Source organism: Clostridium sp. AF27-2AA (assembly GCF_003478505.1).
Classification (GTDB): domain Bacteria; phylum Bacillota; class Clostridia; order Lachnospirales; family Lachnospiraceae; genus Brotaphodocola.
This window is the reverse complement of sequence record NZ_QUFI01000040.1, coordinates 1-24,789: the sequence shown is the minus strand read 5'-3', so window position 1 is coordinate 24,789 and position 24,789 is coordinate 1. Positions and strand designations below refer to the sequence as shown.

The following is a 24,789-nucleotide window of genomic DNA, read 5'->3' as shown; positions in this document are numbered from 1 at the left end:
GACTGCAAAATAATATCCACATTTACATTGTGACGGCTCAGCAGCGAAAACACCTTAAAAGCTAGTTCGTAATTCTATTGATGTATCAGTATAGAATACAACAACTTCAAGTTTGTGGAATTGCTCTTGAAAATAAGACATTGACTGAGTAAGCACTTTAGAGAAAAACGGAGTAATAAAACAGGTATGTCAGGCTCCATCGGAGAACCTTGCATCCCTCTACTGCCACCTTCTGGCCTGCATAACCTGCAGCCGCCTCGAAAGTCCGCTTTGTGGATACAACAATCTTCGCCTCATCCGCGAAACGCGTTTTATGCACAACAGGCAGCTCCATTCCTTCCGGAATGAGTTTCTGGTTTTTCACTGACCGTGCAAGGGTGTCCTTAATCCTTCCGTTTGTTTCACACAGCCTTTTGGTATCTTCAAAAATTTCCACATTCTCAATACTGCTCATATGTTTCCCATTCCTTCCTCTTCCGTTCATTTCGGTACTGTCTGGAACTGTAAAAACAGCTGCGGAATCGCTCCCGCAGCCCAGTACCTGGCATTGTCTGCCTTACTGCCATCATCACGAAAATACTCGTTTACCGTATGTAACAGCAAAATCATATCCACCTCTGATACGCATGATGCATCCAGATCAAATTCATAGACGCTGTTCTTTGTTCTGATTGTCAATGAACCATCTTCCACCCGGATACTTCCGTAGGTTGTATGCAGGTATTTGCCCGGGCAATCGCTTGCCGGACTCGTAAAGAAATACACCTGATACTTCTCATACCGGCTGTCGGATTTATAAACCATGATAAGCCCGGGCTGATCCATATACGGTATCCGCCAATCCATGTATTTCCGACCGTTCTTATCTTCTGCTTTACGCAGGATTCCCAATGCCGACTGATCCAAATGCATCTCATCAACTCCTTAATCTTATCACACGGGTATTTCACCGACCGCTGCAATAAAATCCTGATCCCGGTATCCGACTTCGTCGAATTTCCGTAGCCCGGCTTCCACTTCAAATACGTGACCGCAGCAACAACACTTAAGCTTTCGTGTAACAACAATTCCCGGCTCGCCCAGAAGTAACTCCAAGGATGATTTTCCCTCACTGGCTGCCACATACGCATCCATCTTCGCCTGTTCCTCATCCGTCAGCTGGATATGCCACCAATTATGTTCCTCATGGCACTTGGGACACGGCGGGTTGATTTTATAAAGCCTTCCCATAGTCTGGTCTCCTTTCGATTTTCACTCACTTTGAATTCTTTGCAAATCTTAACAGCATTTTCGCTATCTCATTCTTTGTAATCTCCGAAACCAGAGAGAGAATTTTAATATCTTCCTCTGTTAATTCATCGTGATAAAACACAAGCATTTCTCACAGCGGTATTTGCCGGTGAGAATCTCAGGGACAAGTATTGCAATCCGTGCTTTTTATTGCAAATTCAGTAGATTCATCACCAGTTTCACCATTACTTCTTTTTCTTCTGGATTGGATTCAGCAATCATCAACGTAACGGCCACCAAGGTTCCATCGCTGAGTCGTTTTTCTCCATCTTGGAATAAAGCGTTGTTTTTATCCAGGAATTCAAGAAAAAGTGATGCCGCAATTCTCTTGCAGCCATCTGCATAAGGGTGATCCTTGATCATAAAATACAATAGATTTGCGGCTTTTTCTTCTTCAACTCCAAAGACGTCCGAATGAAACGAATTCTCCATAGCATCGACCATATGACGGCAATCTTCATAAGTGATCCTGTAAATCGGCTGATTTCCTTTTGGCTTCTCCAATGTCTGGTGATCATACTGATCCAATAATACTAAGGCATCCGTATACAGATTTACAGCTCTTAATATGTCTGCTTCCTCAACATTCAAAGTGCATGCCAGCATCCTGGTCTGAATATCAATTGTTTTCTGTAGAGCAGCTAATCGCTTTTCGTTGATTGCGTACCCTTGAATAATGTACTGTTTCAAAACATTGTTCGCCCATCTTCGAAACGCGATACCACGTTTTGAATTTACTCGGTATCCTACAGAAAGAATCATATCCAAATTATATATTTTAGGTTTTCTGCCACCTGTACTTTTGTCGGAAAATCCGACAGAAGTTTCGTCAAGTTCTCCGGAAGACAAAATATTTGATATGTGTTCACTGATTGTGGCATGTTTAACTTCAAAGAGAATTTCCATTTGCTTCTGTGTCAACCAAACTGTTTCCTATTCCGAGCTTATCTGAACTTCTATATTCACTTCGCCGTCTGTAAATAAAACTAACTCATTTTTCATTTCTATTCTTCTCCGAACACTTCCTTTAATACCTTTGGCTTCCCGGTCCTGCGGTATTCCTGTTCCACTTCGGCCCGCTCCTCCTGAGTCAGTTCCATCGATAAATCTAGCATCAGGGAAAGACCGTAGATATCCGATTTATCGACCCACGGCACAGCCTGAGAAATCTGAGTAAGGGAGAAGCCGCGAGTGATCATATTCTGGCACACCTGCATATAAACCAGTACATTTTTCTGTCTGGAAACCAGATTTTGCAGATGCAGTTTGATTTCCCAATCATTGACCTCACGGCCATACTTAATCGCTTTCACAATACGAAGCATCGGATGATCGGTCTCGCGGATCTCTTTCACCCATTTCTCACGCTTTTCCTCAAATTCTTCCATGGACATATCCATAAATTTGCCATCCTTAATGTCAGTGATGATATCTGGATACTTCTTGCTTCCCCAGATATCCAGATATGAGCAGCGGGCTTCTACCGGAGTGAACAGCACCTCCAGCAGATACTCCAAATCGGGATCCGAGTCCACTCTTGAACCGAGCCCCAACCCGATATCATAGCTTTCTTTGGAGATCAGTTCTTCCAATGTGTCGTGCAAATCAAACATCTCATGAGTGTCCGGATAAACATAATTTTCCATCATATGAATTTCTCCTTTCTTCCAAAACAACGGTTTTTCTTCCGTCTTCGTTGTTACGGTTTCGTTTTCCAGTTCAATTTTTTCGTTGCAACTATATCATTGTTGAATTCGAATTTCCAATTAGCGGTTTCTGCGGATAACGTTTCGAGTCAAATTTTCACTCAGACGTTCCTGCCTGAAATCATAAAGCGCTTTATCATAATTCCGGTACCGGTATTCCGTTCATTTCAGCATTCGCCAAACCGTTGTCGCCACTATATCATCATGTTTTTTAAATTGCAAGAGGGTATTTTACACCTTGCCGGATGTTTGGGATATAAAAGGAAAACCAGTTTTCGCCCTTATCCCCTCTTGTTTGGGATATAAAAGGAAAACTGGTTTTTAGATTTTTATTCTTTGTTTGCGATATAAAAGGAAAACTCAAATCCCTGTTTTACACCGCTTGTTTCGGATATAAAAGGAAAATTATTACGTTTCCGCATCCCTTGTTTCGGGTATAAAAGGAATGTTTCGGAAATAAAAGGAATTAAACAACACCTGCGTGTTCTGCGAACTCACCCGCCTCCATGATTTTACCGTCTCTCCAGATACGTTCAATATCATAAAACAAACGGCTCTCTTTATCGAATACGTGAACGATGATATCGCCATAGTCCATCAAAATCCAGTTTGCGCTCTGGTAGCCTTCTACCTGCTTGCACGGGTATCCGGCTTTGCCAAGCTCCTCTTCCACGTTGTCAGCCATAGCCTGAACCTGGTTTCCGTTGGAACCGCTTGCGATGAGGAAGTAATCAGCCAGAACGGATACCTCGTGGATGTCGATCACGCGGATATCTTCCCCTTTTTTATCTTCCAGGGCCGTGATGGCCAGTTTTACCATTTCGTTTGTCTGACTCATTCATTTTCTCCTTTTCTAGATATGCATATTTGCCTTTTTCTGTTTCATGGCCTCTGCAAAATATTCATAAGCCTGCATGGTCATCGGGTCAATTGTGTTTCCTTTTTTGTCCAGGTATTCCAGGGTTCCCTTTAAGATCTCGTACATGGTCTCATCCAGATCCTGGAATGCCAGATAACGCATCTGAGGCAGATTGTCTGCCTTGTCACGCCGTGGCTCAATATAGTCTGCAATGTATAAGATCTTGTCCAGCGTGGACATGTCTGGTTTACCGGTGGTATGGCATGCAATGGCAGAAATGATCTCCGGGTCCTGGATGCCATATTTATTCTCTGCCAGATAGGCACCGTATTTTGCATGAATGACAGCCGGAGCCTTGATTTCTGCCTCAGTTAAGGCCACCCCATGCTTCTGGCATTTACGGATCAGCTCGCTGTCGGTAAAGCGCTTTGCACAGTCGTGCATGAGCCCGGCAAGCTCTGCCTTTTGAATATCATAGGCGTAGCGCATGGCTAGCGCGGTGCAGGTGAACGACACGCTTACGGAGTGCTCAAAGCGCATCGGTTCCAGTTTGGATTTTAACTGCTTACGCAGTGTGATGATCTGTTCTGTTATCATAATGTATCCTTCCTACGGTCAGGATGTTGATACAGGCCGTGTTCTCTGATATAGCGTTCTACGCTGTCCGGAACCAGATCATGAATTCCGGTTCCATTGCTTTGTCGTTCCCGAAGCTCCTGAGAAGAGATATGCATGGCAGCGCTGTGTAAAAGAAAAATTGCGGCTCCGTATTTGTTTTTCAGATAATCCGCCTGCTTCTCCAAAGTACAGGCGGCATCGTCACATTCCCGCCTTGCGGCCAGAATCGTAACGTGCCCTAACACAAGCTCCGGATGATACCAGGTTTCAATGTGGTACAGGGAATCCGCGCCTACAATAAAATAGAAGGTGTGCTCCGGGTACGCTTCTTTTAAAAGCTGTAAAGTCTGGGCCGTGTAGGTATTGCCTGTCCTGGAAATCTCAAAATCTGAAAAACGGAAATAGGGATATTCCGCAATTGCCAGTTTCACCATCTCACACCGGTCGTTTGTATCGGTGATCTGATGGTCGGTTTTATGCGGAGGGATGTGGGACGGCATGAACCAGACCTCATCCAGGCTGTATTCCTTCCAGGCCTGTCTGCCCAGTATCAGATGTGCGTTGTGGATCGGATCAAAGGTACCGCCCATAATTCCAATCTTGGCCAAGCAGCTCACTCCCTTCGCAAAATGTACTCAGGGGCCTTGGTTTTACGTAGCCCCTTCTCTGTGATATTAAGGCAGAACGATCTTGCGCTTTGCCTCGTCCTTTGCCGGCTTGTAAAGAACGATCTTTTTGCCGATCACCTGAACCACCTCAGAACGGGTGCGTTCAGCCAGAACCTCTGCGATGGAACGTCCATCGTCGAGGCAGTTCTTTAAGACCGTGATCTTGATCAGCTCGCGGGCTTCCAGTGCCTCTGCGATGGCAGCGGTCAGCTCCGGAGTTACGCTGGACTTACCGATCTGGAAAATCGGGTCCATGGTCATAGCCAGTCCCTTTAAATAGGATCTCTGCTTGCTTGTCATGTTTTATCTCCTGTTATTTATAATAATCAAATGCAAGGCCGTACATGCGGACGGTATCGCCCTCCTGGATGCCTGCGGCCTCAAGCTCGTCTAAAATACCACTCTCTTTTAAGAATTTCTGGAAGAACTGGAAGCCTTTTTCGGATTCCAGGTTCGTGTAGCCCAGCATCTTCTCGATGCGCGGTCCCTCTACTACAAACTCGCCGTCCTCGTTCTGCTCTACCGTATACGGCAGGTTGCGGTCACCGGCGTACTCAATCTCAAATTCCTTCTCAAAGATCACCGGATCCAGGTTTACAGTCTTAAGAAGCTCATATACTGCATATAACAGCTCCTTTACACCCTTACCGCTGACTGCGGAAATCGGGAACACCTTGATGCCTTCCGGCTCAAATTCCTGTTTCAGGATCTCGACCGGATCCTCGTCCTCAGAGTAAACGGCGTCAATCTTATTGGCTGCAATGACCATCGGACGCTTTAACAGCTCCGGATTGTATGCCTCCAGTTCTGCGTTGATGGCGCGGATATCTGCAATCGGATCGCGTCCTTCTGTACCTGCGGCATCTACCACATGGACCAGAACGCGGCAGCGCTCAATGTGGCGAAGAAAGTCGTGGCCAAGACCGATGCCTTGGGAAGCTCCCTCGATCAGGCCCGGGATATCTGCCATAACAAAGCCGGCTCCGCCGTCTAAGTCAACCACACCCAGATGCGGGTTTAAGGTTGTGAAATGATAGTTTGCAATCTTCGGTTTTGCGTTGGATACGCGGGAAAGAAGGGTGGATTTTCCCACGTTTGGAAAGCCGACCAGACCAACGTCTGCAATGACCTTTAATTCCAGCTGAACCCAGAGCTCATGACCCTGCTGACCAGGCTGTGCATACTTTGGTGCCTGCATGGTAGGGGTTGCGAAGTTCATATTGCCGAGGCCGCCCTTGCCGCCCCGTAAAATAGTTTCTCGTTTATTTTCACCGGACATATCTGCGATGACCTTGCCGGTCTCAAAGTCCTTGATGACGGTTCCTTCCGGAACTTTGATCACCAGGTTCTCTGCGTTGGCACCGTGGCATCGCTTCTTGCCGCCTTGTTCTCCATCTCGTGCTACATATTTCCGAACATGACGAAAATCTGTTAATGTATTTAAACCCGGATCCACCTCGAAAATGATGTCTCCGCCTTTTCCTCCATCACCGCCGTCAGGACCGCCTGCCGGCACAAACAATTCCTTGCGGAAACTCACATGGCCGTCTCCGCCTTTTCCTGATTTGATAAAAATTTTTGCATTATCTGCAAACATGGATTCACCTAAATCCTTTCCAAAAAAAGGCTTCATACCAGTAATCAGTATGAAGCCCTGTCAGTGTCATTATTCGTTGATTGTTCTCGGGTATACAGAAACCTGCTTTTTGTCTCTGCCCTTTCTCTCAAATCTTACAACGCCGTCTACAGTAGCGAATAAAGTATCATCGCCGCCGCGTCCTACGTTCAGACCCGGATGGATCTTAGTACCGCGCTGTCTGTAAAGAATGTTACCAGCTAATACGAACTGACCATCTGCTCTTTTAGCGCCAAGTCTCTTGGACTCAGAATCTCTACCGTTCTTGGTAGAACCTACACCTTTTTTATGAGCGAATAACTGAAGGTTCATCTTAAACATCTCTTACACCTCCTCAAATCGAATTTTTATATACGGTTCTCCGTATGTTTCCTCAATGTCCTCTAAGCCGAGCACAAGAGAATTCATAAGGAGTGCTGCTTCCGGACTAATCGCCCCGGTAAACCGGAAACGGAACATCCCGGACTGCTCGTCCTCATCTGCCTCAAACTGGTCGTCTGTGAAATGCTCCACAGAATTTGCCATATTGAGTGTCAGGGCAGACACAGCTGCACAAACCAGCTCCTGTCCTTCCTGATGATCATCTGCATAACCTGCGTGACCCAGAAAAGAAATTCCATGATAACGATGGTCGGAATCAACAGATACGGTTACGTTAATCATGATTAATTAAGCATTGATCTTGTCGATCTTGATCTCGGTAAAGAGCTGTCTGTGACCATTCTTTTTATGATAGCCAGATTTTCTCTTATACTTGTAAACGATCACCTTTTTTGCTTTTGCCTCTTTAACTACGGTTCCGGTAACAGTTGCACCTGCTACAGTCGGGCATCCGATGGATAACTCTCCGTTGTTAACTGCAAGAACCTGGTCAAACGTAACGGTTTCGCCAGCGTCTACACCAAGCTTTTCAACCTTAATGATATCGCCTTCTGCTACTTTGTACTGCTTACCACCTGTTGCAATAATCGCGTACATATGGCACCTCCTATTATCATTACTCGCCAGTTTCGGTGTCCGGATCCGATGGACTCGGAACTTTCAAACCTCGCTGTGCGGCACATACTCATGTATATTAGCATGAAACCATGCTGCTGTCAATCCTGTATTTCAACTTTTTTCAAAGTTTTTTGCCGCGCGGCTGCATCGCTGAATACGGGAAACGTACGCGTTGTCTGCTACTCTCTCATCCAGGTACGCGGGGCAAACAGAAGCAGCATCGGGAACAGCTCCAGGCGGCCTGCCAGCATGTCAAACATCAGGATATATTTGCTGACGGGGCTGAAAATACCGAAGTTGCAGGTCGGCCCGACTTTGGAAAGTCCCGGACCGATGTTGTTTAAGGTTGCCGCTATAGCCGTAAAGTTCGTGGTCAGATCAAAGTTGTCAATGCTGATGAGCAGCAGGGACACTGAAAAGATCAGGATATAGGCTACCAGGTAGGTGTTGATGGAACGCAGCACATTGTGCTCAATGGCTTTTCCTTCATATTTTAATACCTTGACATTTCGCGGATGGATCAGGGAGGAGAGCTCCTTGTTCACAGTTTTCACGGCAATGGCAACGCGGGATACCTTAATGCCGCCTCCGGTACTTCCGGCACAGGCCCCGATAAACATCAGGCACACAAGGATTGTCCGGGAAAAGCCGGGCCACAGATCAAAGTCCGTGGTGGAATAACCGGTCGTTGTGATGATGGATCCGACCTGGAATGCCGCGTGCCTTAATGCAGTCAGGATATCCGGGAACATGCCGCGGATATTCCAGGTGATAAGCAGCGTGCTTACCAGGATGATCCCGAGATATCCTCTCATCTCCTCACAGCGCAGGGCATCCTTCGGCTTGCGGATCAGAAACAGGTAATATACATTAAAATTCACACCGAACAGGATCATGAAAATGGTAAAGATCCACTGCTGAAGGGATGTATAATCTCCGCAGCTGCTGTTGACAATGCCGAATCCGCCGGTTCCGGCTGTGCCAAAGCTCATGGCCATGGAATCAAACAGCGGCATGCCGGTAAAAAGCAGCAGAATGATCTGTACGACTGTGATAAACAGGTAGATCAGGTACAGGATCTTTGCTGTGGTGCGGACTCTCGGAACCAGCTTTCCCACAGATGGTCCCGGGCTTTCCGCACGCATGATATGAATGTTATATCCGCCGGCCAGCGGAAGCACAGCCAGGATAAAGACCAGCACACCCATACCGCCGATCCAGTGGGTAAAGCTGCGCCACATCAGCATGCAGCGGCTTAAGGCCTCTACATCCGGCAAAACACTGGCTCCGGTTGTGGTAAAGCCGGAAATGACCTCAAACAGCGCATCTTCTAAAAGCGGGATTTCTCCGCTCAGGAAAAACGGAAGCGCGCCAAAGAAGCTTAGAACGATCCAGCTCAGGGACACGGCTACAAAGCCCTCTTTTGCATAAAATACGGTACTCTTTAACTTTCTGTGGGCCAGCAGCCATCCGCTGATGCCGCAGAACAGTGCCACACCCAGAAAATAGAACCCGCTTGGCTCCCGGTAGACCAGAGCCACCACACAGGGAAGGATCATCAGGATGCCCTCTATGCCAAGGACCCAGCCCAAAAAGTAAAACACGATTCCAATATTCATAATTCACCCATCCCCTTACCTTAAGATATCCTTTAAATCCTTCAGTCCGGAATGCGTGGTAACCACGATTACGGTATCTCCCGGTTCAATGGTATCTTTACCGCGCGGGGTAATGATCTGCCCGCCGCGGTTGATGCAGGCAATCAGAAGGTTATCCTTAAAGGAAAGCTTCTCAAGCGGGATTCCGATGAGAGGCGCATCCTTGCCGACACGGAACTCCAGAGCCTCTGCCTTGTTCTGAACGATCTTGTAGAGGGTTTCCACGTTGCTTCCCATGGAATTCTGCATAGCACGGACATAGCGGATGATGCCGTCCGCGGTGATCATTTTCGGATAAATGATGCTGCCGAGATTCATCTGCTGGATGATGTTCTCAAAAGCAATACGGTTGATCTTGGTCACGAGCTTGGCATTTGATACACTGGCTGCGTAGAGGGATAACATGATGTTTTCCTCATCGAAGCCGGTCAGAGCCGCAAAGGATTCTGTCTGGGCAATGCCCTCTTCCATCAGAAGCTGCTGGTCGGAACCATCGCCGTGAATGATCATAGCCTTTGGCAGCAGCTCACTCAGCTCATGGCAGCGTGCCAGATCCTGTTCGATGATCTTGATCTTGATGCCGGTATCCTCTAACATCTTCGCCAGATAATATGTGATCTTACCGCCGCCTACCAGCATGGCCGTCTTAACGGTTGTGTTGGAGATACCAACCTGACGGAAAAACTCGGATGCCTGGGAGGAGGAAGCTACGAAAGAGATCTTGTCCCCTTTCTGCAGACGGAAATTACCGCCCGGAATGATCACATCGGCACCTCGCTCCACAGCACAGATCAGGATGCTGCAGTGCAGACGAGGGGCCACCTCATAGACCTGCATGTTATCCAGCACGGAATTGTTCGGTATGATAAACTTCATGAGCTCTACACGTCCCTTGGCAAACGCGTCGATTTTGATGACAGACGGGAACTTTAACAGGCGGGCAATCTCAGTCGCTGCAGCCAGCTCCGGGTTGATAGCCATGGAAAGGTTTAGCTCCTCCCGGATATACTGTACCTCATTGGCATATTCCGGATTTCGGATTCGTGCGATGGTGTGACAGTTACCTGCCTTTTTCGCGATCAGGCAGCAGAGCATATTTAACTCATCCGAGTTGGTGGTCGCGATCAGAAGATCGGTTTCCTTGATGCCGGCCTCTATCTGTACCTGATAAATTGCGCCATTTCCTTCCACTCCCATAACATCGATATTATCAGTAACAGAGCGAAGTTTTGCCCCGTCTTTGTCGATCACCGTGATATCATGGCCTTCATTATTCAGCTGTTCGGTCAGGGTAAGCCCTACCTTGCCGCAGCCTACAATGATAATCTTCATGTCACATCCCCTTTACCTGCCTCCCGCAACATGGTCACGATTTTTTCTGAACCTGCGCGATCTGTTCCCAGAGAGGTCTCTTTTCTTTTTTTCTTGTCATTTCCACCAGATTGAGCGGCGTCATGTCAATAACGGTTGTCTTAACCGGGTCCGGACGGACCGCCGCTCTCAGAGTATCCATGAGAAGCGTTTTATCTTCCTGTGCATCCATATCAATGAAATCAACCATGATAATGCCGGAAAGGTTGCGCAGACGAAGCTGATGCGCGATCTCCTTTGCGGCCTCCAGGTTGATGAGGCGGATGGTGTCGGCAAGATTCTTTTTTCCGGAATATTTTCCGGTATTTACATCGATGACCACCATAGCCTCCGTGCATTCTATTATAAGATATCCGCCGGACTTTAGCCATACCCTTTTCTGACAAGATTGTTCCATTTCATGATCCAGAGAGTAAAGCTTGGTAAGGCTCAGCAGATGGTCTTCGTAAAAGCGCAGACCGGTAGTCTCTGAAATGTCGGAAACCCGGAAATACTCCTGCAGCCGCGCATACAGATCCGGCTGGTCAGTCACGACTTCCTCCAGACTTCCGGCAGGACTGTTTCGCAGACTTTTGATATAATCCGGCTCTGACTCGTAAAGCAGGGTGTAACAGGTACGATAGCGGGCCGTGTTTATGACCCGTTCAAACAGCTCCAGTAACACCGAAAGCTCCCGAAGGAGCTTTGTTTCCTGTCCGTATGCGTTTGTGCGGATGATGATGCCGGTATGCTTTCCCTCAAGAAGTGCTTCTATCTGCGGACGCATCTGTTCTTTCCATTCCCGGTCTTCAATCTTGGAAGAAAATCCGATGACCTGTTTTCCGGCAGTCAGAACAGCGTATTTGCCGGAAAAATTCAGGTTCCCGGTCAGGACCGGATCCTTGGTTTTTACGGCGTCCTTTGCTACTTGTACGATGATCTCATCACCCTCTTTGAGTTTTCTCTCATGTCCGTCAGCAAACAGGGTTACTTTGTTGTCGGTGAGGCTATAATAGCCGGTACACCCATCGGAGAAATCCACAAAAGCGGAATTTAAATTCCGGACGATTTTTTTAACTTTTCCAATATAAATATTTCCCAGAACGGAAGACGTGTCCGCAAGTCCCAGCTCTATGGTAGTTTTCTCTGAAACAAGAGCGGTCAGGACACGGCTGTTCCATCGGGTAATGATCAGCTTATTCAATATTTTCTCCAAATGAATCCAGGGTCACAAACTGATGTGATTCCTCTGTGCCCTTATCTGCATATACTTCCAGGCGGGTCACCATCAGGGCAAACTCGCCCAGGGTCTCGCCGCGGCTTTCTGCGTAAGCGCGGAGGACGGCATCCGGCTTTAGGTTTGCCGCGCTTCCGGTCGCGATCTGTAAAAAGATCACATGATCCGGGCGTGCCTCCATCCGGTAGATCTGCGGGCGGATGTTCACCTCACGCTCTCCCTTTTTGGTCTTTTTCACAATAACGATTTCTTCCTGATCAAGGAATGTCTTGATCCCGTCAAAAAAGCTGTCCGGGTCAGCCGGCTCATAGCCCTCGCGGAAGCGGACCTCATAATCGGCGGCTGCCACCAGGGACATGGCATTTCCGGCATCATCCGGAAGAGCTTTATAGGAAAGCGCCTCCATGCCCTCAACCATATTTTCATTGATGCGGCGAAGCATCTCTTTAGAAGAATCGGTGCTCAGCACTTCAATGTCCACGTATTCACCGCGGCTCTCTAAGCCTACGCCAAGCGGTGCCGCAAAGGACATGATCTGGTGCGGGCTGAAGCCCTCGCTGTAACGGATATCCACATCGGCCCGGCGCATGACCTTCTGGAAATAACGCATGATATCCAGATGTCCGATGAATTTCATGGTGCCTTCCTTGGCAAATTTAATTCTTATCTTCAAAGCAGACACCTCCTCCAAATTTTCTCGCGCCGCAGCCGGAACACTGCTGACGGCAGTTCGGAGTTACCTTCTCGCTGATGGCGGTCAGCCATTCACGCTTTAAGAACTCCTTGGTCACACCAGCGTCAATGAAATCCCACGGGAAGATCTCATCGAGGCTGCGCTTTCTTACGGTATAGAAATCCGGGTCCACGCCACAGGTTTCAAAGGCCTGCATCCAGGTATCGTTGTTGAAATACTCACCCCAGGAATCGAACATGGCGCCGTTCTTATATACCTCTTCTACGACAGCTGCCACCCTGCGGTCACCGCGGGCCAGAACACCCTCCAACACCGTCAGATCTGCCTCATGGTAATTGTATTTTAAGCTCTTGCGGTTTAACATCTCCTTGAACTTATCTTTTACGATGTAGGCACGCTCTAAAAATTCCTCCTTGGTGCACATCTGTGCCCACTGGAACGGAGTAAATGGCTTCGGAACAAAGAAGGAAGAGCTTGCTACCACCTGTACCTTGCCGTTGCGCTGCTCCTTCGGGATTTCATCGTAGTAAAGCTCTGCCACCTTCTCGGATAACAGGGCAATGCCCTCCATATCCTCTCTGGTCTCTGTCGGAAGTCCGAGCATAAAGTACAGCTTTACACGGTTCCAGCCTCCGTGGAATGCCTCTGCTGCTCCCTTTAAGATGATCTCCTCGGTCAGTCCCTTATTGATGACATCGCGCATGCGCTGGGTACCGGCCTCCGGCGCAAAGGTCAGACTGCTCTTCTTGATGTCCTGGACCTTGCTCATGACATCTAAGGAGAAAGCGTCGATCCGCAGGGAAGGCAGGGAAATGTTCACACCCTTGCCCTGAAATTCATCGATCAGGAAATTTACGATCTCTTTTAAATGGCTGTAGTCACTGGAGCTTAAGGAGCTTAAGGAAATCTCCTCATGTCCGGTACTCTTTAACATCTTATAGGCGTGGTCCTTTAAATACTCCAGGCTGCGTTCCCGGAGCGGACGGTAAATGTTGCCTGCCTGGCAGAAACGGCAGCCACGGATGCAGCCGCGCTGGATCTCCAGAACCACACGGTCCTGGGTAACCTTTAAATAAGGAACTACCGGCTTCTCCAGATACGGAACATCGTTCATGTCCATAACCAGCTCCTTGGTGATGGTCGCCGGAATACCTTCTTTGTTCGGGGTGAAGGAGGCAATGGTGCCATTCTCGTTGTAAGCCACATCGTAAAACATCGGCACATAGATGCCCGGAAGCTTGGCTGCTGCCTCCAGGAAGTCCATTCTGCTGCCGCCGTTCTGCTTGTTCTCTTTGTACAGATCAAAAAGCGCATCGTACTGGGTCTCACCCTCACCGATGTAGAACATATCAAAGAATGCTGCCAGCGGCTCCGGATTGTATGCACACGGACCTCCTCCGATGACGATCGGGACCTCCTCCGTACGGTCTTTCGCATGCAGCGGAATGCCGCTTAAATCCAGCACCTGCAGGATGTTGGTGTAACACATCTCATACTGGATGGTAAAGCCCAGAAAATCAAAGTTCTTCACCGGATCCTGGGATTCCAGCGCAAACAGCGGGATATGCTGCTCCCGCATCACCTTATCGAGGTCCGTCCACGGAGAGAACAGACGCTCACACCAGACATCCTCCCGCCTGTTAAACATGGCATACAGGATCTGCATGCCAAGGTGGGACATACCGATTTCGTATACATCCGGAAAACACATACAAAAGCGGATTGTCTCCGGTGTGAGGACTTTTGTGACGGAGTTTACTTCGCCTCCGATATAGCGGGCGGGCTGCTGAATACTCAAAAGAGTTTCGTCATCTAACGCTAATTTCTTCATATCGTTCTTATTTTTCACCTGACTTTTCTATTCTTTTTTGTCCTTTTTATGTGGCAAAGTCCGTCATACGAGGACACGTTGATGTTCGATTTTTTATGCTCTCTGACATGTTACAACAAAATTGAAATTGTGCCTGTTTTCCGCACGATTTTGCCGTATTTGGATGAAATGTTTATTTTTCACACATCCTGGACTGCATCATTATACGGTATTTCCCCGTTTTGCGCAAGGGACTCTTTGGCTGTGACACTCGCGTATGCACCGGTCCAACACGTTTATATATGCCCCAGGATCTAGAATCTCCCTCTGTTTTCCCGGCATCGGGCATTGTACCGTATAGGGAAAAACCGATTCCAACATCTGTTCGTATGGCGACAACAGTTCATATACCGGTTGCTCCGAGACAACGTACATCTGCATGGTAAATTCTGCCTTTGCGTGCCCAAGCACGGTTGCCAGTTCTCTGATGTTGACATCGTGTTTAGCCATGAGGGTTGCATAGGTATGTCTCAGATCGTGCCAGTGAAAATCTTCCGGCATGTCAAGCTCCTGTTTCAGTTTTTTGAACGGCTTTGCGTAACCGTATCGGGTGTAAGGGCGTCCGTTTTCCTGATGCCATACCGCAACATCATCCGTATTGAGGTGCATGGATGTTTCGGTTTGTTCCCAACGTATTCTGCTTGCCAGGATTTCGTCCAGGACAAAGTCCGGTACCGGGATGGTACGCACTCCGTTTATGGATTTTGTCGGAATCCGGCACGATGCGATTTCCCCTTTCTTTAAAGCGGATGCGTCAACGGGGCGTCCAAGCTGCGCTTTCAGATAGATTACTTTCTTTTGATAATCCACGTCACGGTAACGGATGGCAAGTAACTCGCTGATCCGGCATCCCGTCACACATGCAAGCAGTAAGGCGATAAATAAGGACGGATACTTTGCCTTGGCAACCGCCAGCATCTGTCCTGTCTGCTCGGCCGTCAGGGCGTAATGGCGTTTTGTCCAGTCAATACGATCTGTATCAGGTTCTTCCCTTGCGCGCTTGTCCGCTTCCTGTTTCTTTCTGTGTTTCTCCTGTTTGCGGATACAATCCGTTGCCAGTTTCGCCACATTTCTGTTTAACAGATGCATTTTCACGGCAAACCGGAAGGACGTCTCCAGAATGCTCTGTACAATTTTGGCAATGGAAGGCGATTTTGGGTTAATCAAGGTCACGATGGTTTCGGTTGTAACCGCATCCAGATATAGGTTCCCAATCTTCGGAATAATGTGACACCGAATAGCACTCTGGTAGGAGCTGAATGTCTGATAAGAAATCGGCCTTACTTTACGCTTTGCCATATGTTCCTTTAACCAGTAGTCCAGAAACAGTCCGGTTTTGACGCGGAATGGCAGATATGTATGCTCCGTTAATTCAGTCAGAAGCTCCGATCGTTTTTTAACTGCGCTTTTGAGGTCTGAATATCCTCCATATTCCCGTCTCTGCGTGGTACCGTCCAAAAAAGTCAGTTCCAGCCTTATGGTATATTTTCCATGCGCTCGCGTGGGCGTATTACGCATGTTCCAACTGACCACCGATCCATGTGCTAACATTTCCGCAATGGTTTCAGTATGTTTTGCCATGTCACATACCTCCCGCCTTGGATGTAAACAGGAAAGGGTCTTGGTGCGCTTCCGAAACATGACGGATTTTTGACAGGGACTCCACGTGTGTCATGTACACGTCGATTGTGGTATTGGTACTGGAATGTCCGAGATATCGGGAAACTGCCTTTAACACAGCTTCTTTATCTGGATTTCCCTCCGCCCCATATTCATACATCAGGGTTGCGGTAATGTGACGCAGATCATGCGGACTGACGTTCGGAATGCCGGCAGATGCACAGATGCGTTTTAAAGCGAATCCGACTGTATTTTCATCCTTAAGTCTTCCGAAATCCGCGATGGAAACATATCCGTCGTACTGCATTTCCCAGGGCTTGCCCTGTGACAACCTTTTAGCCTTTAAATCATCCAGATAATCCTTGCGTTCCTTCACAAGCGTAAAAATATATCCGGGGATTTTCAGGATACGGTCGCTGGTCTCGTTTTTGGTGGTTTTGATCTTTGGATCCGTATTCCGGACGGAAAACGAACCATCCGGCTTCATGCTGAGCGTGCATTGTCTGGCTGCCTGTCTGCGGATATGTAAAGTCCCATTATTTTCATCAAAGTCCGCAAACCGGAGTCCGCGCACTTCTCCGCCTCTCAATCCCAAAAGCAACAGGCAGACTTCCAGAAAATGTACGGTATACCGGGCTTCTTCCAATAGTTTTCTCACATCTTCCATCGTATAAGACGGGAATTCCTTGACCGGTCTTTTGAACAGGTACGGCTGGACATGCTGCATGGGATTAATACGGATTCGGTCTAGTACCATGACATGGGAGAAAAAGTTTTTCAGAAGCTTGTAAACCAATGGCTGCGAGGAAACGCAGATACCGTTTGCGCGAGCAATGATTTCTTCAATGTCTTTCCAGGTGATCTGCTCCAGTGTTTTTTCGCCCGTCTGTCCAAGATTTGGAAGCAAATAATGAAACAGTGTGTAGGCCATCAGAACCGCATAAGCGTCTGCTGAATCAGATGGAAAAGTATCATGATACCAATTTTGTAATTCCTCTGCGAATGAAAGAGTTCTTTTTACCTGTTTTCGCAGTTCCTTCATTTCGGCGGCGAACTCATTCAGGGCATTAACGCTGTTTCGCAAGGCGTCTTCCATCTGATCATACCCCTCCGGATGTACCCGGTATGCAATTTCATGGTTGTCGTTTAAATATTTCTCACGAAAATACCATTTACCGTCTGTCTCATTCATAAAAATAGGTGCCTGCGTGGCAGCAGGCTGTGTATGTTCTTTTTGTTTTGTCATGTGGTCTCCTTTTTGTAAGATTCCACAATCAGCCACTTCAAGGATAACACGAACTGACCGTTTGTGAAATCCCCATTTTGGTTATTTTTCCGTCTTTTTTCCATAAAACCAGTTATCGATACTTTCTTTCGGAATGCGGTACATGGTGCCGATTTTATGGACTAAGAACGGGCCGTGGTCGCGATATACCTGAGCCAGGAAATTGTAGACTGCGGAACGCTTGACGCCAAGCATCGTCTGGATATCTTCCGGTGTGTAGGCAATGCGTTCGGTGTCTGACGGATATGTCTGATCCGGTCCACCATTTGCCGATGTCGTTTTTACCATAATTTCTCCTTTCGTTTATTTTTTTGATTGCGAAGAAATTATGGTCTAAAAATCCATATTAATGGTTGAAAGAAAAAAATCACGTAATGTATGCATCTGGAAACAAAAAAACGGTGTTCTTTCTCCAAAAACAATATACAGAACCGAACAAATGTGCTATGATATGGGCAGTACCTTGTAGATTAACGTGCTAAGGCATGTTACTTTACCTGAAAGAGCACACGATAAGAAGGAGAATAAAAAAAGATATGAACAGACAGGATTTAATTGCAGCAATTGCAGAAAAAACAGGAGTGACCAAAAAAGATACAGATGCAGTTGTAAAAGCATTTACGGAAATTGTGATGGACGACGTGGCAGCAGGAAATAAAGTTCAGCTGATCGGTTTTGGAACATTTGAGTCCGTGGAAAGAGCAGCTCGCGAGGGACGGAATCCGAGAACCAATGAGACAATGACCATTGCTGCATCCAGAAGCCCGAAATTCAAACCGGCAGCTCCGTTCAAACAGAAACTGAACTGATGTTCGCGAACTGCGTAAAACTGACCAATACTGTTGGAATTAACAGTTGGGATATCTCAAAAGTAACTAGATTTACAAGCATGTTCAGCGACTGTCCTTCCCACCCGGAGTTTACCAAACGGTCTGGTACCTGGTATAGCGGTACATTTAAACCAACAATCTAATTTTATCTTTACCTTAATCCAAAGCGCAGACTTCGTGCCTGCGCTTTCCTTCTATCTGTTCTCCCATCCTTTTTCACAGGAGTTATATTTTTCGGAACATTTATGCCGCCTGGGAAAGAAAATAAATATGCAATATAGTTCTAAAGAACAATATATAGATTTGTAGATTCTGTATTGCATTTTGCCCAACAGATATAATACCTTTAGACCAAATTTTTGTGCTAAAGGAGATATTCAATGGATTTAAAAGCAGTGGGATTGCGCATTAAGACCGCAAGGGAAGCAAAGGGTTTGACACAGGAAAATCTGGCTGCTCTTGTCGATCTCAGCTCAACGCACATCAGCGTCATTGAACGCGGTATGAAAACTGTAAGATTAGATACGTTTGTTGCCATCGCAAATGCTTTGGATGTTTCTGCAGATACTCTTCTAGTTGATGTTGTAACACATTCCGTGAATGGACTGGCGAATGGTCTGCCGGAAGCAATCCGTACTCTTCCACCGGATGAACAGAAAAGATTGATGAAAGCCCTCAAGGCTTATCTCGAATAGGAGGATCCCTATGATCCTCTATTTTTTTTGTCGTTTTTTGTCGAATCCAGTCGAACGAAAAGCGTTTCTTTCCAATCCTTTATATGCTATATTTGTTCTAAAGAACAATATATAAATCTTTGGAGATGATACTTTATGGAACAGAATGAAACTTTGGAAAATGATGATGTGTTGGAATTTGATTATACCGGTACGGATCAGGCCGGTAATTTAGCGGCCATGGCAGAAAACCTCTCACAAGAAGAAGCTGCGGCCGCCATGAAAGCCATTGAAAAAGTTCGTCAGAAACGTGTTGATGATGCGGTACGGGATTTCCGGACGTGGTTTGACGCAGCACTTCTGCCGATCCTGAAGGGATTTGCAGAACTGGTCGGTGCCAAACTGACTATCCGGCAGGATCACTTTCACGATATTACCGCGGTCTTTACCGGTCGGTGCGGGTTTGATATCACGGCCACCCAGAAACGGATGCGGATGGTCATGGCTGTGGCGGATCATATCAGCGTCAACAGATGGTCCGGCAGTGATGAAGTGGAATTTTCTCTGATCTTTGGATTCCCGGAAAATGAAGAATGAATGTCTGGATAGAGTTGGTGTGATTTTTTACACCGGCTCTATTTTTTATGGTAGAATAATAGATAATTCGGAAGATTTCAGTGAGGTGTATCATGCTTTTGTAGTCAATACAGCATAAAAGTACAGTTTACAAGGGACTACACAGAGTAGGTATCTGACGGGAGGGGTTACGCCCGTCAGATTTTCCATGTGATATTCAAACTGTCGCTTGTGGCTGCTATGGTGGTAATCATCAAGTCTACCACCCGCCGCTTGTCGTCAAAGCAAGCATCGCTGGCGTTTATCTGCAAGCGGCTCAAATTGAATTTGAAGAAGCTGTCCGAGGAAGAAAAGAAGTGGCTGAAAAAGATTGCACAGAAGTCAGACTTGCTGAAAAATCCGAACCCCCAGCGGTGGAGGAAATAAGAGAACAACAAATATGGATTTATGGAGGAGATTACAATGACAGAGAAAGAAGAATTTCAATCGTTTTGGGATTTGCTTGTTCCGCCAGAGGGAAAAGCGGAAACGGTACAAGGAGAAGTTATTAGAATTGCTGGAAGAATAGAGTATGAATTTTTAGATAATGGTTGTATTAACTGGGATGAAGATTTTAAAAAAATGTTGGACGCTTTTTTGAGATATGTCCAATTAGGTAATGGGTTTAGTGGAGACGATTTAAGCTCCGCAGAACTTTTAGTACATCTTTTAAAAGATAACGGAGATAAAGGCTTTATAGATGACAACCTGACCACAGTACTATGTAGCTGTGCCATCGCATGGGTAAAACAAAATCCGGAAACGATACCGCTTTTAGACGCTGACTATATTAGATAAGCTCAATTTCCCATTTATCGAGGAGATAGCAAAACCAGCCGAGCCAGTCAACGGTCAAGATGAACGGCGCATAAATGCGCCGCCGTTGACAGTCCTGCCCGACTTTGCTAATGGGCAATCAAGGCGGGAAAGCCCTAAAACGACTTCCCGCCCATTTCAATTTTTCCGGGAGTGTGTCCACAAGTTCGGGATGTTTTGTCCCTAAGTTCGGCGTAGGACGAGGGACGGAGGCTTTCATATACGCCCTGTCTGCTGACGAAACCAGCCCTGCTCTTGCGGCTCTACGCCACGCAATCACAGCCCTGTTTTCCTGCCGTTTCAAATGCCCTTGCCCTCCCCGGCGGCAATGGCGTTTTCACGGCAACGCCGACAGAGCGTATAACACACTACACTTTGCAAGCAAAGTCGTGTGCCAAAGGGATCCCCTTTGGAACCCCCGGACAACAAAACAGGCTGAATATCTCGCACTTTCCCGGTGCGTGATACTCAGCCTTTATTTGTTGTCAGCAGCCCCTGTTTCGTGGTCTGCGTGTAGTTCCTTGTAAACTGACTTAACGTGCATATGAAAAAATGGAACAAACCGGAGTGCTCAGGGCAGACAAAAATTTCATTGCGACGGATTGGTTTGAAAATTCTTATCTGTGGATGGCAGAGCAAATGAAAAAGCGTATAGGTGAACCACCAGAAAGCGTTATATTCCCCGTGTGGGCCTGGTACCAATGGGAAGGCATGCGGAAACGACCGGATATGCGTGTGCATGGACGTAATTGGGGAGAAAAAGGTACACCTGTTGTCTTACTGACGATTGAGGTCCCGGACAACCTAGTTTTACTTTCTGATTTTGATTACTGGCACTGTGTCCTAAACGATGGCGAAATTATTTTTCCTATTGACGATTCAGCGGTATATTCTGAAGAAGAAAAACGGAAAAGCTGGGAAAATATTTTTGATATCAGCTGTTCTTTTGAAGGTGAAGTACATCCACATCTTAGCACCCAGGCAACCATGTGGGAAATAAAAAGAGAATGGGTGAAAAAAGCTGAATATTTTGTAGCACGATAAATTGGAATTTTTCTTTTTTATTCGTCCAAAGCGTCACAAAGCTTGTCCATAATTTCAGAAAGAGCAGTTGGAATTCCTTCTTCCCAGATTGGACTTTCTAAAACTTCTCCATCTAAAGCCAGTTTTCTTTCCCAAGCCCATATATCAAGACCAAAAACTATTTGCTATGTCGGTCAACACATCCGATTCATAACCGGTTTCAACATCAACAAAATACCCGATAAAGTATTGCTCCACCTCTGAATCGCCTTTGAGCGCAGCTAAATGGTTAAAAGCCGCTTCACGCAGTTTGCTCCAGCGGTCGGACGAGTCAGCACACTTCATAGCCACCTCTTTCAATTGAGGATCACAGTGGCATCTAAGATAGATCAGTGCGGCCCGAAGCTGAGGACTGTACTTGAGTGGGTTTTCCAACCACAAAGATAAATCGTCATCGGTAACCTTGCCAATGTCCGCTACGGTCGTAATGCCAAACTCATACCATGTTGGATAATTGCGCCCTGCGTCAATGAATTCCTGGGGGAGTTTTGAGTCGCGGATTAGGTTTCCCGAGTAAGGGGCTGGGCGCGTGTCGATAGTTTGCTGCCAAGGCTTTGCAGGGAGTATCTTGGCGGGTAACTGAGATATGGAAACGGTAAAGGGACCAAAATACGCGCGGTCCGGGACAGGCGTAGAGCTGGACCTTGCCTGTGCATAGAAGTAGCCGCCAAACGGAAAAATCGTGATACAGGGAAGTTGCCGCCCAAGTCGCGCGGCGGCACAAGCCTTGTGGTGGCCGTCCAACAAAACAGAAATGCCTTCAGCACAGTAAAATGCAATCGCCCTGGGGAATGTGTCTGTTGTGTCAAAGCGCTGCGTGTAATAATCCACACGCTCTTGATTCAAACGAGTTCTCGGCTGAGAAGGATACAGAAAGACAGGAGCGCCTTCGCTGTAAGTAAATTCAAAATCCGGGTCATTGTACCAAGCTGGTCCGGTAGCCTCTACATTGGAAAATGCGTCGGGAACATCCCAGAAAAAGTTTCCATTTCCATCGGCAGGGAAACTGTCTCCGTCTGCAATTACATAAAGACCGGAGGACAGAAGCCCCAGCAACGGGGCCATGGAAGCGATGGATGTGTCCAGATCCACATATGGTGCATTGATGACATCGCTGATTTGCTGCAATTCCGGTGCATCGGCTTTGTCCAATCCATATCCAGTTGCCAGCAACCCGGCGCAGGTAGGGCATTCCGGTGCATTGTGGACAATAAGGGGTGTTCCGCGCAACGTCAGCGCATATTGTTGACTCCAGTCCTCGTTTCTTCCGCGCGACTCCCATTTTAGAGTGCCATTTCCCTCGATCAGCAGTAGACGGGCATCCCGGCACCAGTTTAGGTTATCGGTATTCAGTTTGAGGGGAAAATCGGTTGGTTGCTCGACTTTCCGTTTCTGCCAAGGAAATCTCATAATAGGTGCGCTCCTATCTGCGTGCATTGGTGGTTTAGATAAAATATCGTGAAGTCGTCTCTCATGACTGAAGTCACGAGCTTCCGGTATCCAGTTGGATCCCGTTCCTGAAAGCTCTGCCATGAAAGTGTCCCGATAGCCGGATTTCCCGTCCGGTTGAAGTCTTTAGGACTCCCGGGCTGCCCTTCCTCCATACAGGCTGAACTCAGCTGTCTTCCGGCACTATGCCGCAAGTGCCGCATTCAGCTTAATAAGCGAGGATAAGGTACATTTGCTTCTATGGGCCAGTTCCGGTACGTTTGCCGTCACCGCCTGCCCCGCCGTTGCCGGAAGGGTCTTTAAGAGTTCCCGGATGTAATACCGGGAGCCGATGTTATAGCTCGCGTTCAGGTCGCAGTTGTACTGCTTCCCGGTCGGAAACCGGCAGAGGCTGTAGCTTGGAAGATCTGCTTCCTTGCCTCTCATGACTCTGCCGCTTCCATCAAACGCAAGTCTGGATGTATTCCAGGCACAGACTCGGGCTGTCCGGATCATGTTCCGGTGTACTTTGTCCGTTACCATGGTCTGTACATACTTTGCCCGCCAGAGGTGGAGACGCTGCTTCTTGCTGCCGCGCTTCTTTCCGGCGAGATCCAAGTATTCCATCACAATGCAGTCCACGTCATACTTTATGGCCGTATCCACGATGAACCGGGCGGTCTTGACCGCAATGTCATCGTTGATGCCCTTTGCCTGTTTCCAGAGTCCCGGTGTTTTACGGGCACAGAGTTTCTGTGCGTGTCTGATGTGGCTTACCGCATGTTCCAGGGAGTCGTATTCTCCCGGAAGGGAAAGAAATCCCCTGCCAAGGACCGCGCCCTCCGGAGTCATGATGCTGCATGTACACGTACTGTTAAGCCCAAGGTCTACTGCCAGGATACGGGTGTTTCGGATATCGGTATCTGGAAGTTTTACGGCTGTCTGAAATGCGAAGTCCAGAAACCACTTCTTCCCGCGTTTCTGTAAGGTCGGGACACATTCCTTGTAGTTCTTGCAGTGCTGTTCGATGTAATCCACATCACTTTTTCGAAGATCCACCAGAACCCAGTCCCAGGTGTTTCGGATAAAGACTTTTACCGCCGCCTGATACATACCGGTACGGATAAACATACCGGAACGGTCCATGGCCGGATACACAAAGCCTGTCTGCGGCAGCGACGGTTTCGCGCCGCGTTTCTCCGGCTCCGCTGCCTCCCAGTTTTCCAGGTTGCTTTGGTAGGAAGATACCTTGCCCAGTGCTTCCGCAATGGCAGCACGTCGTAAGTAACTGGGGAACTTGTAGAACGCGGCCGAGAAATCATATGGCACTGCTGGATTCTGCCTGGTCCTGACAGTAAGTGATTCCACCAGGTTTACCCGTTCCTTCTGAAGCTTTCCGGTGGATATCAGGTTCCATTCCGTAAGACAAACATCCACGAAGAAGGAGACTGCCTGACGGTACAGACGGACGGTCTCATCGAAGATATGGTTAAAGCCTCTGGTTCTGACGCGGTACGTCATGCTGAGTTTCATACGGCAGCCTCCTTTCTGTGGTAATTATGGCGGGGAATGGCGATTTCCGGCATTTGAGGCGTCTTACTCACGACTGAAGTCACGAGAATGCGACGCCGGAACTTTCAAAACCTCTATCGGCTATTATCAGCGTTTCTTTTTTCGTCCTTTATGATTCGTTTTCCGCAATGGTACGCCGCAAAAGATTCATTTCGGCTTCATAGCCGTAATCCTCTTTTTCGCTGCTCTCCTTTGCCAATTCCAACGCCTGACTGCATAGATCCAAACCGGCTTTCTTTTCCCTGCGGCCGCCGATACCCAAAAGCTTGCAGCGCGCCAAG

At 47.5% G+C, this 24,789-nt stretch carries 28 protein-coding genes and 1 pseudogene; 6 read left to right on the top strand and 23 right to left on the bottom strand.

What is annotated here, in order from left to right; translation table 11 throughout:
* Positions 1 to 157 precede the first annotated feature (157 nt).
* The 21 genes from DWY84_RS15315 to DWY84_RS15215 all read right to left on the bottom strand — a co-directional run bounded on the left by DWY84_RS15315 (position 158) and on the right by DWY84_RS15215 (position 17,778).
* On the bottom strand, positions 158 to 454 hold the full coding sequence (locus DWY84_RS15315; RefSeq protein ID WP_118534204.1) for a hypothetical protein: 297 nt from the start codon (positions 452 to 454) through the stop codon (positions 158 to 160).
* A 26-nt stretch (positions 455 to 480) separates the two neighbouring features.
* Positions 481 to 912 carry a hypothetical protein gene (locus tag DWY84_RS15310; protein ID WP_118534203.1) on the bottom strand — a complete coding sequence of 144 codons (432 nt, stop codon included), beginning with the start codon at positions 910 to 912 and terminating at the stop codon, positions 481 to 483.
* Between the two features lie 21 nt (positions 913 to 933).
* On the bottom strand, positions 934 to 1,230 hold the full coding sequence (locus DWY84_RS15305; RefSeq protein ID WP_118534202.1) for a hypothetical protein: 297 nt from the start codon (positions 1,228 to 1,230) through the stop codon (positions 934 to 936).
* Positions 1,231 to 1,437: 207 nt separating this feature from the next.
* Entirely contained in the window at positions 1,438 to 2,211 is a 774-nt protein-coding gene (locus DWY84_RS15300) for a Fic family protein (RefSeq protein ID WP_243024886.1), read from the bottom strand.
* Positions 2,212 to 2,294: 83 nt separating this feature from the next.
* Positions 2,295 to 2,939 carry a hypothetical protein gene (locus DWY84_RS15295; RefSeq protein ID WP_118534201.1) on the bottom strand — a complete coding sequence of 215 codons (645 nt, stop codon included), beginning with the start codon at positions 2,937 to 2,939 and terminating at the stop codon, positions 2,295 to 2,297.
* 523 nt (positions 2,940 to 3,462) lie between these two features.
* Positions 3,463 to 3,834 (bottom strand): ribosome silencing factor, encoded by a 372-nt coding sequence (rsfS, locus tag DWY84_RS15290; RefSeq protein ID WP_118534200.1) that lies wholly within the window; start codon positions 3,832 to 3,834, stop codon positions 3,463 to 3,465.
* Positions 3,835 to 3,849: 15 nt separating this feature from the next.
* Positions 3,850 to 4,452, bottom strand: a complete 603-nt coding sequence (gene yqeK, locus DWY84_RS15285) for a bis(5'-nucleosyl)-tetraphosphatase (symmetrical) YqeK (RefSeq protein ID WP_118534199.1) — start codon at positions 4,450 to 4,452, stop codon at positions 3,850 to 3,852.
* A complete protein-coding gene (gene nadD, locus DWY84_RS15280) occupies positions 4,449 to 5,081 on the bottom strand; it encodes a nicotinate-nucleotide adenylyltransferase (RefSeq protein WP_118534198.1) in 633 nt (210 codons plus the stop codon). The genes yqeK and nadD overlap by 4 nt, the downstream gene beginning before the upstream one ends.
* Positions 5,082 to 5,147: 66 nt before the next feature.
* Positions 5,148 to 5,441 (bottom strand): ribosome assembly RNA-binding protein YhbY, encoded by a 294-nt coding sequence (gene yhbY, locus DWY84_RS15275; RefSeq protein WP_118534197.1) that lies wholly within the window; start codon positions 5,439 to 5,441, stop codon positions 5,148 to 5,150.
* A 13-nt stretch (positions 5,442 to 5,454) separates the two neighbouring features.
* On the bottom strand, positions 5,455 to 6,738 hold the full coding sequence (gene obgE, locus DWY84_RS15270) for a GTPase ObgE (RefSeq protein ID WP_118534196.1): 1,284 nt from the start codon (positions 6,736 to 6,738) through the stop codon (positions 5,455 to 5,457).
* A gap of 69 nt (positions 6,739 to 6,807) precedes the next feature.
* A complete protein-coding gene (gene rpmA, locus DWY84_RS15265) occupies positions 6,808 to 7,098 on the bottom strand; it encodes a 50S ribosomal protein L27 (protein ID WP_118534195.1) in 291 nt (96 codons plus the stop codon).
* Positions 7,099 to 7,101: 3 nt separating this feature from the next.
* Positions 7,102 to 7,440 carry a ribosomal-processing cysteine protease Prp gene (locus tag DWY84_RS15260; RefSeq protein WP_118534194.1) on the bottom strand — a complete coding sequence of 113 codons (339 nt, stop codon included), beginning with the start codon at positions 7,438 to 7,440 and terminating at the stop codon, positions 7,102 to 7,104.
* Between the two features lie 6 nt (positions 7,441 to 7,446).
* Positions 7,447 to 7,755 carry a 50S ribosomal protein L21 gene (gene rplU / locus DWY84_RS15255; RefSeq protein ID WP_118534193.1) on the bottom strand — a complete coding sequence of 103 codons (309 nt, stop codon included), beginning with the start codon at positions 7,753 to 7,755 and terminating at the stop codon, positions 7,447 to 7,449.
* Between the two features lie 200 nt (positions 7,756 to 7,955).
* Positions 7,956 to 9,395, bottom strand: coding sequence for a TrkH family potassium uptake protein (locus tag DWY84_RS15250; protein WP_118534192.1), 1,440 nt, complete (start codon positions 9,393 to 9,395; stop codon positions 7,956 to 7,958).
* 15 nt (positions 9,396 to 9,410) lie between these two features.
* Entirely contained in the window at positions 9,411 to 10,766 is a 1,356-nt protein-coding gene (trkA, locus tag DWY84_RS15245; protein ID WP_118534191.1) for a Trk system potassium transporter TrkA, read from the bottom strand.
* A 34-nt stretch (positions 10,767 to 10,800) separates the two neighbouring features.
* The gene (locus DWY84_RS15240) at positions 10,801 to 11,988 is read right to left on the bottom strand and encodes a ribonuclease E/G (RefSeq protein WP_118534190.1); all 1,188 of its coding nucleotides are present in this window, start codon (positions 11,986 to 11,988) and stop codon (positions 10,801 to 10,803) included.
* Complete coding sequence (locus DWY84_RS15235) at positions 11,981 to 12,703, bottom strand: TIGR03936 family radical SAM-associated protein (protein WP_347560817.1); 723 nt, start codon at positions 12,701 to 12,703, stop codon at positions 11,981 to 11,983. The genes DWY84_RS15240 and DWY84_RS15235 overlap by 8 nt, the downstream gene beginning before the upstream one ends.
* On the bottom strand, positions 12,678 to 14,546 hold the full coding sequence (locus tag DWY84_RS15230; RefSeq protein ID WP_118534188.1) for a TIGR03960 family B12-binding radical SAM protein: 1,869 nt from the start codon (positions 14,544 to 14,546) through the stop codon (positions 12,678 to 12,680). Before DWY84_RS15230 ends, DWY84_RS15235 begins: the two co-directional genes overlap by 26 nt.
* Before the next feature lie 201 nt (positions 14,547 to 14,747).
* The gene (locus DWY84_RS15225; protein WP_178716743.1) at positions 14,748 to 16,166 is read right to left on the bottom strand and encodes a site-specific integrase; all 1,419 of its coding nucleotides are present in this window, start codon (positions 16,164 to 16,166) and stop codon (positions 14,748 to 14,750) included.
* A 1-nt stretch (position 16,167) separates the two neighbouring features.
* Entirely contained in the window at positions 16,168 to 17,451 is a 1,284-nt protein-coding gene (locus DWY84_RS15220; protein WP_118534186.1) for a site-specific integrase, read from the bottom strand.
* An 81-nt stretch (positions 17,452 to 17,532) separates the two neighbouring features.
* Complete coding sequence (locus DWY84_RS15215; RefSeq protein ID WP_118534185.1) at positions 17,533 to 17,778, bottom strand: helix-turn-helix domain-containing protein; 246 nt, start codon at positions 17,776 to 17,778, stop codon at positions 17,533 to 17,535.
* A gap of 248 nt (positions 17,779 to 18,026) precedes the next feature.
* Between DWY84_RS15215 and DWY84_RS15210 the strand changes: the two genes are divergently transcribed.
* From DWY84_RS15210 to DWY84_RS15170, 6 genes and pseudogenes are all read left to right on the top strand, one after another.
* Complete coding sequence (locus DWY84_RS15210) at positions 18,027 to 18,299, top strand: HU family DNA-binding protein (RefSeq protein ID WP_118534184.1); 273 nt, start codon at positions 18,027 to 18,029, stop codon at positions 18,297 to 18,299.
* Between the two features lie 401 nt (positions 18,300 to 18,700).
* Positions 18,701 to 19,015, top strand: a complete 315-nt coding sequence (locus tag DWY84_RS15200; protein ID WP_118534182.1) for a helix-turn-helix domain-containing protein — start codon at positions 18,701 to 18,703, stop codon at positions 19,013 to 19,015.
* Between the two features lie 135 nt (positions 19,016 to 19,150).
* Positions 19,151 to 19,591: a hypothetical protein gene (locus DWY84_RS15195; RefSeq protein ID WP_118534181.1), complete on the top strand. Its 441-nt coding sequence runs from the start codon at positions 19,151 to 19,153 to the stop codon at positions 19,589 to 19,591.
* Between the two features lie 261 nt (positions 19,592 to 19,852).
* Positions 19,853 to 19,996 (top strand): annotated as a pseudogene (locus DWY84_RS15185) (transcriptional regulator); the annotation flags it as partial.
* 36 nt (positions 19,997 to 20,032) lie between these two features.
* Entirely contained in the window at positions 20,033 to 20,407 is a 375-nt protein-coding gene (locus DWY84_RS15180; protein ID WP_117552517.1) for a hypothetical protein, read from the top strand.
* 570 nt (positions 20,408 to 20,977) lie between these two features.
* A complete protein-coding gene (locus DWY84_RS15170; RefSeq protein ID WP_118534180.1) occupies positions 20,978 to 21,469 on the top strand; it encodes a DUF3841 domain-containing protein in 492 nt (163 codons plus the stop codon).
* Between the two features lie 144 nt (positions 21,470 to 21,613).
* On the opposite strand, the gene DWY84_RS15160 is transcribed toward DWY84_RS15170, so the two are convergent.
* A complete protein-coding gene (locus DWY84_RS15160) occupies positions 21,614 to 22,918 on the bottom strand; it encodes a hypothetical protein (RefSeq protein ID WP_118534179.1) in 1,305 nt (434 codons plus the stop codon).
* Positions 22,919 to 23,140: 222 nt separating this feature from the next.
* A complete protein-coding gene (locus tag DWY84_RS15155; RefSeq protein WP_118534178.1) occupies positions 23,141 to 24,469 on the bottom strand; it encodes a transposase in 1,329 nt (442 codons plus the stop codon).
* Positions 24,470 to 24,789 lie beyond the last annotated feature (320 nt).